Consider the following 14,624-nt stretch of genomic DNA (forward strand, 5'->3'; position numbering starts at 1 on the left):
TTTGTCCTGGTATCATATTTTGTTATTGTCAATTATAATAAAAATATTGGTATAATAACTAATAGATAAAGGTCGGAGATCAGGATGGGTAGATTTCATCACAAATATACGTTGCCAGCAATTATTTTACTGTTAATAGTTGCAATTGGTGGACTTGTAGCAGGTGTACTTAATTTTCGCAATCAAACAACACTGCCTTCCGATTCAAATTCAAGTGCAATTGGTGTGGAACTAAATCAAACTTTTGGATATGTTGACCTGCATGAATTACAAGATCACGGTATTTCGTTTGTGTATCTCAGAAGCACGCAAGGACGTTCATATTTTGATGATGATTACTTATCTTATCGCGATCAGGTGTTAGGCACGAAAATGGCTTTTGGCACTAGCATCGCATACAGTAATGAATCTACACCGGAACAGCACTATCAATATTTCATGAAGAAAGTCGGTTTGAACACAGGCAGCTTACCAATCTTGATTGAACCCGCAGTTGACGATCATAGTAACCACTATCTGGAACAGATGGCTCAATTTGTCAGGATGCTGGAAAACCATGGCAAATTAGTCATGGTTGATGTTAATATCAGGTATAAAACCTTTTTCCCTGATGGAACTTTATTTATTACTAATGGTAAAAAAGCACCAAGTAAGATGAAATATTCTTTTTGGCGCTACACTAACAATGGTCGCGTAAAATCGGTTAGCGGCTTAGAAAATGGCGTTGCAATGCTCGCATATAATGGGACAGTAACGCAGTATAAACAACGATATGGACAGTTAACACAATAATGAAAAAAGAAATCGAAACAGTTTTAACTAAATTAGGTTTTACAAAACCAACTTTAATTCAACAAGAAACTAACCAGTTAATTAGTGAGGGTGAAAGTTGTATTGCGTTGGCCAAAACGGGAACGGGAAAAACGTTGGCATATGCTTTGCCGGCCCTTGAAAGAATCACTAAGGGTGAACCGAATAGTTTGATTATTTTTGCACCTACAACAGAGCTTGCAGTGCAAATCAGACATGCAATTAATCCTTTTATTCACGCTTTAGATCTTACTGGTATTACGCTGGTCGGTTCAGGTAATCGGCAACGACAGGAAGACAACTTAAAGAAAAAACATCCTGAAGTTGTTGTCGCTACTCCAGGACGTTTCTTTGACTTTTTTTCAAGTAACCGTATTAAAGTTGAACAAATCAAAACTTTAGTCATTGATGAGGCTGACGATATTCTTGAATTCAGCAAAATGGAATTGTTAAGTTCATTAGGACAAAACTTATTACCGAATGCTCAAATTTTATTATTTGGAGCAACTGAATCAGAGATTACGCAAAATGCAGCTGAATTGTTTGATCGTCCTTTTAAACTAGTTGATGTGCGGGCGAAGCAAAGAACAACAGTAAAAAATTATTTTCTGCAGGTTGATAATGCTCATAAAATTGACTTTATTCAGCGTTTAATGAGATTGGATCACTTTAAAGGGATTTTGTTTTTCGATTCCAATCAGACAATGATGCGTTTTGCTGGTATCCTCGGTCATACCAAAACCAAATTTGGTTTACTAGCAAATGAGTTTGGCAAGCAAAAAAGAGAGCAAGCACTCAGCGATTTTAAGGCTGGTAGAACACGACTTTTAATTGCAACAGACCTAGCTGCTCGTGGTTTAGATATACCTGGAGTAACCTATGTAATCAACTATGATATTCCTAGTGAAACAAATACCTACTTGCATCGCGCTGGAAGAACCGGACGAATGGGAGCCAAGGGTTATGTTGTGACACTTGGGGATGACCATGATTTGCGTGATCTCAAAAAGTTATTAATAGATACAACACAAATTGAGCGGGTTTATTTTGCTAAACACAAGTTGTCGACCGAACAGCCCAAGGAGCAAGAAGTAGCGTCCAAAGCTGCTACAAAGACAGTTCAGCCTGAGCAGCCTACTAAAAAGAAAAAGCATAAAAACAAAAATAGAAAGAATAAGGGATATCATCCACATTATTTAAAGAAAAAGGAGCAAAAATGAGTCGATTAGTAGCCTGGTTAGAAGACTACATATTACCACTAGCAAATAAACTGGCGCAGACCCATTGGCTAGTGGCCTTACGTGATGCATTCGTTTCTGTAATGCCAATTACGATTGCTGGTTCGCTTGCAGTTTTAATTAAGAGCTTGATTGAAGCTGCGCGAGTTAACTTGGGCTGGGAAACTTTCGCCTGGTTGATGAGTCCGCTCGCTTTGATTAGCAATGTTGTTTGGCGAGGAACCTTTGCACTTTTTGCACTCTTTTTATCTATGTCACTCGGCTATCATTTAGCTAAAAGTATGGAAGTTGATCCAATTGCAGGGGCAATTGTTTCCCTGTCTTCCTTAGCAATGAGCATTGCCAACTTAACCAAAATGCGGGTAAATGGTCGGACTATTTCAGTTAAGCACACTTTTGATATTTCGCAGTTTTCAACTACCGGAATTTTTACCGCAATCTTGTTTGGTTCAATTGGTGTTTCAATTTTTGCCTTTTGTGTAAAAGCACGACTTAAGTTGAATATGTCGGTTACTTTACCATATGCAGAACAAATGGCGCTTGATTCATTGATCCCGGCAATTATTGCCATCTTTTGTGTTGGCATGATCAATTTTGCTTTTCAAACAATTACTGGTACTTATTTTGGTAATTGGCTATTAAATTCCATCCAAACACCGCTTGTAAAACTTGGCCAGGGCTTTGGTATGGTCTTGCTAGTAACGCTGTTTGTTCAAATCTTTAGTTTCTTTGGACTTAATGGGCTGGGAGTCTGGGCTCCAATCCTCGATTCAATTTGGTTAACAGCCCAGAATGTTAATGTAACTGCGGTACGTAATGGTGAACCTGCTTCTTATCTCTGGGTTAGGGGCTCATTTGATGCCTTTGCTTGGTTTGGAGGCGCAGGTGGTACTTTGATGTTAGTTGTAGCGATTTTGCTATTTTCTAAACGGAGTGATTACCGCACGATTGCTAAAGTTGCATTGGCTCCAGCTGTTTTCAACATTAACGAACCAATTGTACTTGGACTGCCAGTCGTGCTTAATCCAGTTTATTTCATTCCCTTTGTTTTAGCTCCGATCGTCAATGTTGCATTTTCATATTGGGTGACAATGCTGGGTTTGGTAAATCCGGTACAAGCTGCGGTTCCAGCAGTTGTGCCGCCAATTATTGGACCATTCTTAGCCTGCAATTATGATTGGCGTGCAATTGTTTTGTGTATTATTAACATGTTAATTGCGCTGGCAATCTGGACACCTTTTGTTTTTGCGGCAGATAAAATTGCGGATTCAAACAATCCAAGTCCATATTTCACACGGCAATATTAATTTAAAAAAATTGGCTTTTATCAACTAAATTTGGTAAAGTTAATTTGTTGCGACCCTGTAGTTCATCTGGATAGAACAATGGTCTCCTAAACCGTAGAGGTGAGTTCGAATCTCACCGGGGTCATTAATTTAGACTTTTAAATCTTGATGTATCAGTATTTAATATTAATAATGTTAGCTAAATTATTTTTCTGGTTTATTCATCGAGCCGGATGCTTAGGCTAGACATATAAGGATAGATGTCCTTAGTGATACATATATTTGTGTATTCAAATTTGTCACTGTGGTAAAATGAAATTTGAGCGCACTAATAGCGCAGATTGGATTAGTTCTTAAAGAATGAAGTTTGGAGACAGAATTCTTTAAGAACTTTTTTGATTTAGTAAAAATATATTGACTTCAGAAGATTAAAAGCCAATAATTTTGATATAAATATTAAGAAGGGGGGATTTTTATGAAGTACTTTCAGGAAATATGGGGTTATATTAGTTTATTATCCTTCGTTAAACTAATATCAACAATAATTGATTTTGTATTTAAAATTCAATCTAATATTACTTTTCTGATTCTTGTTCTTTTTTCTCTTCTTCTTTTTCAAATTCATCCGTTGAAGGAATCAAATTGTCCTTTTGATTTTCAAATTGAATTAAAGACCCTGGATTTTCGTTTGAGAGTTTAAGTTCTTTTTGTAAATTATTTTTATCTTTTTCGATTTTCTGAATATTTTTCGGAAAATCGATTTTTTTCTCCATTGATTCGATAGAAAATTTATTTTCTAACTCTTGCTTATCGTTTTCTTTATCATCATTACTAATTGCTGAATTTTCAATCTCCTTTAGAAGCCCATGTTTTAATCCTTCTGAATTTTTATCATTTAAATTTGAGAGTGTTGAAACTGAATTGGCGTATTTGTTAGAACTATCGGCTTTTATATTGTCTATTTTTGCCTTCTTTTCTTCTACATCAAGGTTTCTAATTTGTCTTTCGGTTTTTGAAAAATATCTAAATATACCTACAAAATTTATTTTAAAATCGCCGTGTTTGATTTCAACTTTACCAAAAAGACACCCTATAAGTAAAGGAACCAACCAATACAAATTTTGCTTAACATAAATAATAATTTGACCAGGTGATTGAACATACAGTTTTTGAAAGACATTACCTAAATTATTACTCAAAATATCTTTCATTGTTAGCTGATAATCTAGCCAAGATGAAGAACTTATTTCTTTATCTGTATTTACACCAATTCGAGCGTATACCTTTCCTTTGTATCTATATAAAGGATTAATAAAAGGATTTAACTCATTACCGTAACCAGTAATATTAAAAATACTTTGATGTGCACTTTCTATCCATGAAAGTTTATCTGGAAACTTGCTTTTTGGGAGTTCCTTAATCCATAAAATTTTTCGCTTCAATTTGAAGGGAGATATTGCATAATTTGACTCACTATTTTCATCCAAATCTTCCACATGATCTATTTCATTTTCAAAGCAGTTGGTTACTACAGTACCAATTAAAAACTTTTCTGCAGATTTATATGGAATAACCACAAAATCCCCAATATTCATATCTTCAACAAAATGAAAAACTATTCCAGATCTATACGAGCTTCTCTTCAATACAGCAGCTCTTTCCTTCTTTCTGGTTTTATCCGACATTTTTTCATCTTTGCTACGTTTGTCAAATTTGCTTAAAGCATTTTCTTGAAATAATTGTTTATACCGATCTTTTAAAGCGTCTTTTGAACTACGTAGTGTTTGTGGGATATCTAATAGAGTATTCAATGAGATTGAACTAGAGTCAACTGCTATATAGTTATTTTGTAAAAAATCATCGTAATATTCAGCTCTGCTATTAGCTCTTACAAACCAATATTGCGTGTTTGATGGTATGTCAAGTATTTTAAATTCATTTTCGTTATTCATTTTGCCTCCTAAGTATATATTTTTTGTTCCGTATTAGCGTACGAGGGATTTTAAAGATTTAATAGTCGTTCCTTCTTTGCTTCGAATTCATCTTGAGTGATAATACCATCGTCAGCTAATTGTTTAAATTTTTTTATTTGGTCAGCAGTATCAATTGATTCAGATGATGAATTGGCGTGATTCTGATGAACTTTGCTAATTTTTTCTTCTACAAATTCTTTTAGAGCTAGCATTTCTTTATTTTTGCCATTTCTAAAAACAATTCCAGTTGTGCTTCCATAAGCACTGTTGCCGCCAATTAAACTTTTTTGCGGACCACTTGCAGCATTAATTTGAAATTTTCCTCCAAATCCTGTTGATTTACGGAAATCTATGGATACTATTTGCCAATAAGGAATTTTGGTAGATCCAACTTTACCGTGGTTACCAAATGCACGTAATCCTTTGTGAGTGATAGTAACTCCTGTATCATCAGCCTCAACAATAGTATGCTCTGGCACTTTGATTTCTACTTTCATTTAAAAACCTCCTAAACATTGCCTTAGGTTTAATGTCACTGGTATGATGGACAAAATGATTAAAAGCAGAGATTATATTCTTCTTGTCTAGTTCAGTTTTATTGTGAAGCATTCATACATAGAGGTTGTATGGTAAATAAACATAATAGGGTTCATCAAACATATCAAACTCTTTTGAAGCATAGTCATAGACTGAATTTAAAAAATATAAATCTATCAATTATTTTCCAGAGTTAATTGGTTTATAATGACACAATATAGTGCTGTTATTTTATGATGCTATATATTATTTTATTGATGTTTAGTGGATTGCAATTATTTATTTTTCTATAATCAAAATTAAATTGAGACGATAATTGGCAACCAGTATTACCTACCGATAGTCAGCAGAAGTATGTCAAACTTTAGCTTTTTTTGCAGATTCTCAATTTCGAGTTTACTAGTTTTTTAACTATGAATAGTATTTTCCCTAATTCGGCTTGTTTGTCAACTTGAGTAAGTGTTAAATGCCGCTTGACACAAAATAATTTGCTTTGTTAAAAGATTGATATTAAGGAATCTCTGCCCTAATAAACACAATAACAAAAAAATATTGAAAATGCAGTCCAATTACTTTATGTATTGCTTTTTGATATTAGAATATTCTATAGTACATGTCAATAAAACCAGGTAATTAGGAACGTGTACTAAGAAAGTGAGTTAATACTTATGAAAAGATTCTTATGATACTGTTTTATTTTTCCATAAGGAGCTACAAAACGACAATATATAATGAAATAAAAAAGCTCTAAAGCGTCAATGTCAGGATTACAGGATTAATAGTAGTAACTTTTGTGATTATATGGGACTAACACTGCTGGAAAATTTAACATTAGACTATAACTCAAAGGAGAATCATTGGGTGTTCCTATTTACTATACTATCAAATAGTATGAATGAAATAGCAGTGAGTAAAATCATCGCATAGACCACAATTTTAGTTGCTATTAAAAGATAATTATGATAAGTGAAGTGTAAAAACTAATAAGAAATAGAACTAAAAAAACAAAGAGAATATCTTACTGAAAACTTCAAGTTAATAAGTTAGTTAATAGTTTTCAGCTAATGAGTATTTAGAAAACGTGAAAAATTAGTGTATATTATTGATTTCTTTATGCTGACCCGCGATTAGTATCAGTGTAATTAAAGCATGTTGATATTGATGATAAATTTCTGTCTGATATAGTTGGTATTCTGGACGTCTTTCAAGTTGATTATATTGTCATTACTGGTGAGTATAATGAGTTAGAAGAAACAAATAGTGTAGGGAAATAATAAATCACCTTTACTGTTTTTCTACAGGTGATTTTTTGTTCTGACTAGTTAATTGTAGTAGTGATTATCAATTGTTTTTCCAATTTATTTTGATTATAGAGAATAGAAAAATTGGGGGTCATTATTATCATATTTACGCCAATTATGATGAAAATATGCTATAGTTAGTCCACTTCAAGTTCTAGTATTAAAGCTAGGACAAATAGATTATGTAGGTGGAGAGCATATTAATCTTTATAGACACCGTACATCGTTGCAAAAAGTAACAATTGACTATGACAAACGGGATGATTTCAAAATGGCGCTATATAAGTGATTTAGTAAAATACTTAAACTTAAGCACTGTTTGGAAACGAGTTGAAGTTAAATAAATGGAAAAATCCATGTTGTAAAAAAGCATGGATTTTTTGTAATGCAAAATTTAATTGACATGGAGTTAACTCCAGCAGATAGACTACTATTATAAAAATCTACAAGAATAGGAGGCTTTAGATACTGGAGCACCAGTTTTCGAACAAATGAAATAGATCCACCAATACGAGTTACAACTCAAACAGTGTTTGAGAAAGTGACTGATGGTGATGCTAAATACGATTATGACAAAATAGTTAGCAGTGTAAATAGGGATAGTTAAATTTATCCTTATAACAATAAGTTTCATTATGCAATGATGCTTTACAAGAACATAATAGGAGATTTTTAAAAATGATGAAGCGCTTGGCTAAGATAACAGTCTTATTAGGTCTACTAGGCAGTTTAGCTGCTTGTACAAACGACATGGGACCAGGTGACGTGGAACTAAGCACCAAAGTTTACAGTAAGAAAAAGAAGACCAAAAAGGTCAAAAAAGTAAAAAAGGCGAAAAAAGGTAGTAAGAAAGGGGACCAAAAATTGAAACTGATTAAAAAATACACAGGCTTCTCATCTCCAACAGCAATGGCAATTGATAAAGAGAATAACCTTTATGTCTCAAACTGGGGTGGAGATTCAGTAACAAAAATATCGAGCAATGGTGAAAAGTCAAAATTTGTAACTGGCATGAGTTCGCCAGCAGGATTAGCTTTCGACAAGAGTGGCAATTTGTATGTATCTGACTATAGTGCTAATGTCATTCTTAAGGTAGATAAAAATGGTAAAAAGACTACTTTTGCTAATAATTTGAGTACGCCAACAGGTATTTCATTTGATAAAGCAGGGAATTTACTTGTTACTAACCGTGGTAGTGATGAAATAGTAAGTATTGACCCTCAAGGCAAAAAGACCATTGTTTCGAATAAAATGCAGACTCCTGTTGGAGTAGTGGAAGATTCTCAAGGCAATTTGTTTGTCACGAACTACGGTGGAAGTGTGCTAAAAATTGACACCAATAAACAAGTCTCAGTATTTTCAAAAGGTTTTGCAAGACCAGGCGTTGGCATCGACATTACAGCTAAGGGCGAGATAATTGCCGCTGACAATGGTGGTGATTGTGTCAGAAGAATTGCTAAAGACGGTTCAACTGAAGTTATTGCTGATAAAATTGGTGGTTGCGTAGGTGTGCGTGCTCATAATGATCAACTTTATGTATCAAGCTGGTCAGATGGCGCGGTATATGTTTACTCATTAAATTAACGTAGCCACTAATTTTAAGTATTAAAAAACTGACTTCCGATTTGGAAATCAGTTTTTTTGTTATATATAAATAAAGAAAAAGTGTTCTATTTGGTTAATTAAAATATTAACTTAAATAGGTTTTGAGAGTATCAACTATTATTTAATGCTGTAACCATAATGAATGAGAATATAGAAGTCACTGTCATCTATAAAGTTGATTTAAGTTCAGCTATTAAAGTCAGCCTTTTGATTTACGACTATCATGACCATAAGAATCTTTCAAATTAATTTTACCATCTCGTTTTTGGCTAATTAACTCAGTCTTTTCTTCTTTAGCCCGTTCTTTAGCAAATTCCATTGCATCAGCTTTGCGGTCAAAGACTTTAAGTGGCTTGGCTTCACCAGCAATCTTTACTGCCCATTGGTCACCGTGAGTTGTAACCCAAACATTTTTGGTGGTTTCTTCCTTGCTCATTTTGCTCATCTCTTTTCTTACTCTATATTGTGATTATACAACGAGCTACCAATTAATAGTTGAAAGATGCACATTTAAAACTAGGAAAAAATGAGTAGCACTCTTTTGCGAAAACCCTACTCTAAAAATGATTAAAGTAGAGGATTGTTTAAGATTAGCTTGGTTAAAATGCCGATTATAATAAATAAGATAATTGCGCCAGTCAAAAGTAATAACCGTTTTTGCTTTGTACGCCGGTTATCGAAACTAAATACTAGAAAGAAGCAGGCAATGATGATTAAAAAGGCAGTGATTAAAAGTAGTCCGAAGTGATTTTTCATTAGTTTACCAGCTTTCTATTTCCTCTTAATTATTAAAGCATAATGACTTGAGTTTTTCTTGTGAAATTAATATTATTAATGTGGAGGCACTTATGACTAAAATAAAAGTAATGATGGTTTTTGGAACCAGACCAGAAGCAATAAAAATGGCTCCTTTGGTGCTGAAACTAAAGGCAGATGAGCGTTTTGATGAGGTAACAGTCGTTACTGCGCAACATCGCGAAATGCTAGATCAGGTTCTAGAAATTTTTAATATAAAACCAGATTATGATTTTAATATCATGAAAAAGAACCAGTCGCTCGAAGGAATTACTTCAAAGGTAATGCTTAAATTGGCAGATGTGATTACCAAGGAACAACCTGATATCGTTTTGGTGCACGGTGATACAACGACTAGTTTTGCAGCTAGTTTGGCCAGTTTTTACCAACAACGACCTATTGGTCACGTCGAAGCCGGTTTGAGAACATGGAATAAGTATTCGCCTTTCCCTGAAGAAATGAATCGCCAAATGACAGATGACTTGGCAGATATTTACTTTGCACCAACTAAGATGAGTAAAGAAAATCTGCTTAGTGAGCATCATCAAGTAGAGAATATTTTTATTACTGGTAATACTGCAATCGATGCTTTGCAAGAAACTGTCAAAGATGACTATCATCACAAGGTGCTCGATTTAATTGAGCCAAATCATAGAGTGATCTTAGTAACAATGCACAGACGGGAAAACCAGGGCGAACCGATGAGACGCGTCTTTAAGGTGATGAAAGAAGTTGTGGATAGTCACGATGATGTTGAAATCATCTATCCCGTTCACATGTCGCCTAAGGTACAAGAAGTAGCTCATGAGATTTTAGGCAATGATCCTCGCATTCATTTGATCGCACCACTTGACGTGGTTGATTTCCATAATTTAGCTAAGCGCAGTTACTTTATTATGACAGATTCGGGTGGTGTTCAAGAAGAAGCACCTGCCTTAAACAAACCTGTGTTAGTTTTACGTGACACTACTGAACGACCAGAGGGTGTCAAGGCTGGAACATTGAAACTGGTTGGAACGCAAGTTGACGATGTTCGAGCAGCAATGCTGCAATTATTAGAAGATAAAAGTGCCTATGACAAAATGGCTAATGCGAAGAATCCATATGGTGATGGTCATGCTTCAGATCGCATTATGGATGCAATTGCTTATTACTTTTCTGATAAAAAGGGGCAACGACCAAAAGATTTTGAATAAAAAGAAAAGCCACGATTGGATAAAGAAAAATGATTTGGAAATACTTAAAACGAGTAATTAAAAAAATTGGTATTAGCAAAATTGCATATTTCTCTATCTTCGTGCTTTTTGGATATATACTTTATTTTTCGCAACCTTATTTCATCACTAATTTATTTTCAACAAATAAAAGTGAAAGTAACAGATTAGGTAATTTAATAGCCCTGTTAGTTTCACTTATGACGATACCGTTTATTGATTATTTCAACAATACATTTGTTCAGGCAGTTAGGAAATATTCTAAACAAGAACTGTGGGAAGTAGTTACTAATAAACCTTTCAGCTATTTTTCAAAGCATCCTGTAGGTAAAGTCCAAAGCTATATTAAGGACGTCTCTTTTGCCTGCCGTGAGTTGGAACAAAGTAGTTTAAAAATCATAATTCAAATGGCTGTAATGATTGTGCTGTATACCATCATGATAGGTATCGAAAAAAAACTACTTGGTTTTTTATACTTGGTGTTCTTTTCTGGTTATTTAGCAATTTCTGTGTGGATGGCGAAGTGCAACAGGAAAAACATATCTAATTCGTTAAAAAGTGCATCTGTTGTAAACGAGTATATGATTGACTACTACCGAAATATTGAAACGATCTCATCTAGTAATTCTGAAGAATATGAAAGTAATTACATGAACAGTATTCTTTCTAATGAGCAAAAGTCATATCAACATGTTCAGAGCATTACAAATCAGGCCGCAATAATACAACAATTAATAATAGTTGTTTTAGCTTGTCTAATTGCGGCAGCTGGACAGCATGTATTTGGAAGTAATAAAATTCAATCACTTTCAGTCATTCTAATTTTATTATATTCTATTTTGAATTTATCCGGATTTGGCCCACAGTATTTAGCTATAGAGGAATTATTAAACCGCATTCGAGCAGGATTGTCCGAACTCGAATATGGTGTGTCATCTGAGCAAAAAACTAATATGGTTAAATTTGATAATCAGACAGACGAAGTGGTAATTAGAGATATTGACTACTCATATAAAAGTGATCAAGCTATTTTTCATCACCTAAATTTAACCTTTGAAAAAAATAAAATGAATGCATTAACAGGGCAAAACGGCACTGGTAAAAGTACACTTTTGAAAATTCTGAGTGGTTTTTATACACCGAGTAAAGGTGAAATAATTTTCCCGTTTCAGAGTGCACCCAAAATAATGTACATCGCACAAGATGCCCCGTTATTTAACAGATCTATTTATAAAAATATCTGTTATCCTAATTTAAATGCTAGTATTGAAACAGTTTTGAACCTAGTTAAAGAAATTGGCTTAGATACTTTAATTCAAACTAGAGATGATTTAAATAATAAGACACCAGGAGATTTTAAGAATAAAATCTCCGGCGGTGAAGTTCAAAAAATTTTGTTTTTGCGAGCAATTATTACTAAACCGGATATTTTATTACTTGACGAATTTACAAGTAGTTTAGATGAAAAGGCTATCAAAAAAGTTTACTTAATGATTAACAAATACCTAAGTAACACGACAATTATAAGTGTTATACATAGGGCAGACGAATTATCTTATTATTCAAATATTGTGAAAATAGCTCCAACGCAATAATTTTTCTTTTTTAAAAAATCAATTAACAAAAGCTGCAATTTGTCATGGTAACTAGATAGTTATAATGACTCTTTGTAAAATGCAGCTTTATAATATCTTGATTGAGCATCAGGCTACCAAGTAGCTTGATGCTCTTTTTTGATTTCGGTTTTGAAATTTTGATAGCTTAATGGAAAAATTCTCAGGTTCGGATAAAACTTAAATATTTCTAACAAAGAATTAAAGAGACACTAAAAGGCCTGATTCCGAAAGAATATCGGACTCAGACCTTAAAGAAATGATATTAACTTTTTTCCAAGTTTTTGGCTTAGAACAATTCATGATTTTTTTATTTTGGACGCTTTTCTTGATGTTCTTTGAGCTTCTTTTTAGCTCGTTCAATCATCGTTGTTTCTTTTGCTTGGAAAACAGATCTGGTAGTCAAGTAATTGAAAATACCAACCAGAACTTGATCAAGAATCTTCACGAATAGTGCATTCATTTTTAACCATGACAGACCAACTAACATGATGAGGCTGTCTGGAATCAAGCTGATAATGCGGTAAGTGAAAAAGACGATTAACTTTTGCCAAGTAGAGTGCTCTTCATCAACGTTATTTGTAAAAACGGCTTTTTGATTAAAAACAAAAGAGGCCAAATTTGAAATCACAAACGCAATTGTATTTGAAATTAATACGGGGCTATGCATGTATTTGTGGATAACCATAAATACCACGGTGTTAATGAGAGCAGCAATAAAACCGAAAATCATGTAAACAAATAAATTACGGTGCCGTTTAACCACGTTTTGTCCCAAGCGATGAATGGTTGGATCAGACGTTGAATTAAACTTGGATGAATTAGTGTTAGTGTTTTTAGCCATTTAATTGATCAGCCATTTCCTTTGCGGCATTGTCAATAGCAGCGATATCGTCATCATCCGGTGCATTTTCAATTGTAACTGGTTTAGTTACTTCTTTTGCACCAACTTGATTAAACATTTTTTCAAAGTCAAAGACATTTTCGCAAAAATGGTCAGCATAGACCATGTCGCCGCTGCCCATCACGGCGAAGTATTTACCACTTAAATCCAATTCTTTTAGTTGCTCATAAAAGTCCGCAACGTCATCAGTCATTTTACCTTCACCGTAAGTATAAGTGACGAAGATGCAGAGGTCGCTTGTCAAATAGTCACTAGCATCGGTAAATTCTGCTTCGCTTGTTTCCACATCAAAGCCGTAGTCTTGTAAATCTTCTTCCAAGATATCTGCCATATCGGCATCATTACCAGTCATACTAGCATAGACAATTCTAGCTTTCATACTTCTCCTTACCTTTCCTCTTTTTTATTCATCATAACATTATACATAATTTCACTGTATTGATGAAATTCTTTAGTAAAGTTTTAAAAAACGCTATAATGATAATAAACATCATTTTACTAAGAGGAGAAGTTTAATTTTGATAACAATTAAATCTGTTCGTGAACTTAAAGGTATGCAAGCTTCTGGCCGTTTACTGGCTTCAATGTTTGAAGGATTGCGCGATGTCATTGAGCCAGGAATTACGACCTGGAAAATTGAAGAATTCTGCCAAGACTTTGTTAAAAGCCGTGGTGGTCGCTTATCAGAACAAGGTTTTGAGGGCTACAAATATGGTACTTGTATTTCAGTCAATGACCAAATTGCTCATGCAACCCCACGTAAGGACACCATTTTAAAAGAAGGCGATCTGGTTAAGGTTGATGTAACTTGCAACCTTAACGGTTTTGAAACTGATTCATGTACCACTTATGCAGTTGGTGAAATTTCTCCTGAAGATCGGGACTTAATGGAAACAACTAAGAAGGCAATGTACCTTGGAATCGATCAGGCTGTTTTAGGCAACCGAATCGGTGATATTGGTGCTGCTATCCAACATTTCGTTGAAGATGAACACCATTATGGTGACGTAAAAGAACTAGTTGGTCATGGTATCCAACCAAGTATTCACGAAGATCCTGAAGTTCCTCATTGGGGTAAGGCAGGACATGGTTTACGTCTTCGCGAAGGAATGACAATTACGGTTGAACCAATGGTTGAAGCCGGGGGTGACTGGCGGATTGAACAAAAAACTGTTTCTGATCCAAACGATGATTGGGTTTTTTACGCTACTCCAGATGGCTCTAAATCTGCACAATTTGAGCACACTTTTGCCATCACTAAAGATGGTCCTAAGATTTTAACTTTACAAAAGCCATATGATGGTTATGAGAAGTATTTGCCACACTTTGACGAAATGGATGACTAAGT

Annotated in this window: 12 protein-coding genes and 1 tRNA gene; 8 read left to right on the forward strand and 5 right to left on the reverse strand. The window is 34.3% G+C overall.

Translation table 11 applies throughout. The features are described 5' to 3' along the window. The first annotated feature begins 84 nt into the window (after nucleotides 1-84). The 4 genes from H3R25_RS00540 (at nucleotide 85) to H3R25_RS00555 (ending at nucleotide 3,479) form a co-directional block, all read left to right on the forward strand. Nucleotides 85-792, forward strand: a complete 708-nt coding sequence (locus H3R25_RS00540; RefSeq protein WP_198193806.1) for a GH25 family lysozyme — start codon at nucleotides 85-87, stop codon at nucleotides 790-792. After that, nucleotides 792-2,030 carry a DEAD/DEAH box helicase gene (locus tag H3R25_RS00545; RefSeq protein WP_232354521.1) on the forward strand — a complete coding sequence of 413 codons (1,239 nt, stop codon included), beginning with the start codon at nucleotides 792-794 and terminating at the stop codon, nucleotides 2,028-2,030. Before H3R25_RS00540 ends, H3R25_RS00545 begins: the two co-directional genes overlap by 1 nt. Then, entirely contained in the window at nucleotides 2,027-3,355 is a 1,329-nt protein-coding gene (locus H3R25_RS00550; RefSeq protein ID WP_122034603.1) for a PTS sugar transporter subunit IIC, read from the forward strand. The genes H3R25_RS00545 and H3R25_RS00550 overlap by 4 nt, the downstream gene beginning before the upstream one ends. Nucleotides 3,356-3,406: 51 nt before the next feature. After that, nucleotides 3,407-3,479: transfer RNA gene (locus tag H3R25_RS00555), tRNA-Arg, on the forward strand. 430 nt (nucleotides 3,480-3,909) lie between these two features. Here the strand turns inward: H3R25_RS00555 and H3R25_RS00560 are convergent. Then, nucleotides 3,910-5,286: a hypothetical protein gene (locus H3R25_RS00560; RefSeq protein ID WP_198193808.1), complete on the reverse strand. Its 1,377-nt coding sequence runs from the start codon at nucleotides 5,284-5,286 to the stop codon at nucleotides 3,910-3,912. A 50-nt stretch (nucleotides 5,287-5,336) separates the two neighbouring features. Continuing rightward, on the reverse strand, nucleotides 5,337-5,804 hold the full coding sequence (locus H3R25_RS00565) for an SHOCT domain-containing protein (protein ID WP_198193810.1): 468 nt from the start codon (nucleotides 5,802-5,804) through the stop codon (nucleotides 5,337-5,339). Nucleotides 5,805-7,823: 2,019 nt separating this feature from the next. Here H3R25_RS00565 and H3R25_RS00570 point away from each other — a divergent pair. Continuing rightward, nucleotides 7,824-8,729: an NHL repeat-containing protein gene (locus H3R25_RS00570; protein WP_198193812.1), complete on the forward strand. Its 906-nt coding sequence runs from the start codon at nucleotides 7,824-7,826 to the stop codon at nucleotides 8,727-8,729. A 220-nt stretch (nucleotides 8,730-8,949) separates the two neighbouring features. On the opposite strand, the gene H3R25_RS00575 is transcribed toward H3R25_RS00570, so the two are convergent. Further along, nucleotides 8,950-9,186, reverse strand: a complete 237-nt coding sequence (locus tag H3R25_RS00575) for a DUF2188 domain-containing protein (RefSeq protein WP_187157712.1) — start codon at nucleotides 9,184-9,186, stop codon at nucleotides 8,950-8,952. 412 nt (nucleotides 9,187-9,598) lie between these two features. On the opposite strand from H3R25_RS00575, the gene wecB reads away from it, so the two are divergent. Both wecB and H3R25_RS00585 read left to right on the forward strand, forming a co-directional pair. Further along, complete coding sequence (gene wecB / locus H3R25_RS00580) at nucleotides 9,599-10,741, forward strand: non-hydrolyzing UDP-N-acetylglucosamine 2-epimerase (RefSeq protein WP_198193814.1); 1,143 nt, start codon at nucleotides 9,599-9,601, stop codon at nucleotides 10,739-10,741. A gap of 29 nt (nucleotides 10,742-10,770) precedes the next feature. Further along, nucleotides 10,771-12,354, forward strand: a complete 1,584-nt coding sequence (locus H3R25_RS00585) for an ABC transporter ATP-binding protein (RefSeq protein WP_198193816.1) — start codon at nucleotides 10,771-10,773, stop codon at nucleotides 12,352-12,354. A gap of 328 nt (nucleotides 12,355-12,682) precedes the next feature. On the opposite strand, the gene H3R25_RS00590 is transcribed toward H3R25_RS00585, so the two are convergent. After that, entirely contained in the window at nucleotides 12,683-13,216 is a 534-nt protein-coding gene (locus H3R25_RS00590) for a GtrA family protein (protein ID WP_122034618.1), read from the reverse strand. Beyond that, the gene (locus H3R25_RS00595) at nucleotides 13,209-13,655 is read right to left on the reverse strand and encodes a flavodoxin (RefSeq protein ID WP_046306393.1); all 447 of its coding nucleotides are present in this window, start codon (nucleotides 13,653-13,655) and stop codon (nucleotides 13,209-13,211) included. Before H3R25_RS00595 ends, H3R25_RS00590 begins: the two co-directional genes overlap by 8 nt. 139 nt (nucleotides 13,656-13,794) lie before the next feature. On the opposite strand from H3R25_RS00595, the gene map reads away from it, so the two are divergent. Further along, entirely contained in the window at nucleotides 13,795-14,622 is an 828-nt protein-coding gene (map, locus tag H3R25_RS00600) for a type I methionyl aminopeptidase (protein WP_046306396.1), read from the forward strand. Nucleotides 14,623-14,624: the final 2 nt, after the last annotated feature.

Origin of the sequence: Lactobacillus sp. M0390 (assembly GCF_016102085.1) — a bacterium.
Classification (GTDB): Bacteria; Bacillota; Bacilli; order Lactobacillales; family Lactobacillaceae; genus Lactobacillus; species Lactobacillus apis.

Bases quoted from the DNA above. Each gene is read 5' to 3' on its own strand.
- H3R25_RS00565 (WP_198193810.1), bottom strand. From the start codon at position 5,804: ATGAAAGTAGAAATCAAAGTGCCAGAGCATACTATTGTTGAGGCTGAT.
- H3R25_RS00560 (WP_198193808.1), bottom strand. From the start codon at position 5,286: ATGAATAACGAAAATGAATTTAAAATACTTGACATACCATCAAACACG.
- H3R25_RS00595 (WP_046306393.1), bottom strand. From the start codon at position 13,655: ATGAAAGCTAGAATTGTCTATGCTAGTATGACTGGTAATGATGCCGAT.
- H3R25_RS00585 (WP_198193816.1), top strand. From the start codon at position 10,771: ATGATTTGGAAATACTTAAAACGAGTAATTAAAAAAATTGGTATTAGC.
- H3R25_RS00570 (WP_198193812.1), top strand. From the start codon at position 7,824: ATGATGAAGCGCTTGGCTAAGATAACAGTCTTATTAGGTCTACTAGGC.
- H3R25_RS00575 (WP_187157712.1), bottom strand. From the start codon at position 9,186: ATGAGCAAGGAAGAAACCACCAAAAATGTTTGGGTTACAACTCACGGT.
- wecB (WP_198193814.1), top strand. From the start codon at position 9,599: ATGACTAAAATAAAAGTAATGATGGTTTTTGGAACCAGACCAGAAGCA.
- H3R25_RS00545 (WP_232354521.1), top strand. From the start codon at position 792: ATGAAAAAAGAAATCGAAACAGTTTTAACTAAATTAGGTTTTACAAAA.
- H3R25_RS00590 (WP_122034618.1), bottom strand. From the start codon at position 13,216: ATGGCTAAAAACACTAACACTAATTCATCCAAGTTTAATTCAACGTCT.
- H3R25_RS00550 (WP_122034603.1), top strand. From the start codon at position 2,027: ATGAGTCGATTAGTAGCCTGGTTAGAAGACTACATATTACCACTAGCA.
- H3R25_RS00540 (WP_198193806.1), top strand. From the start codon at position 85: ATGGGTAGATTTCATCACAAATATACGTTGCCAGCAATTATTTTACTG.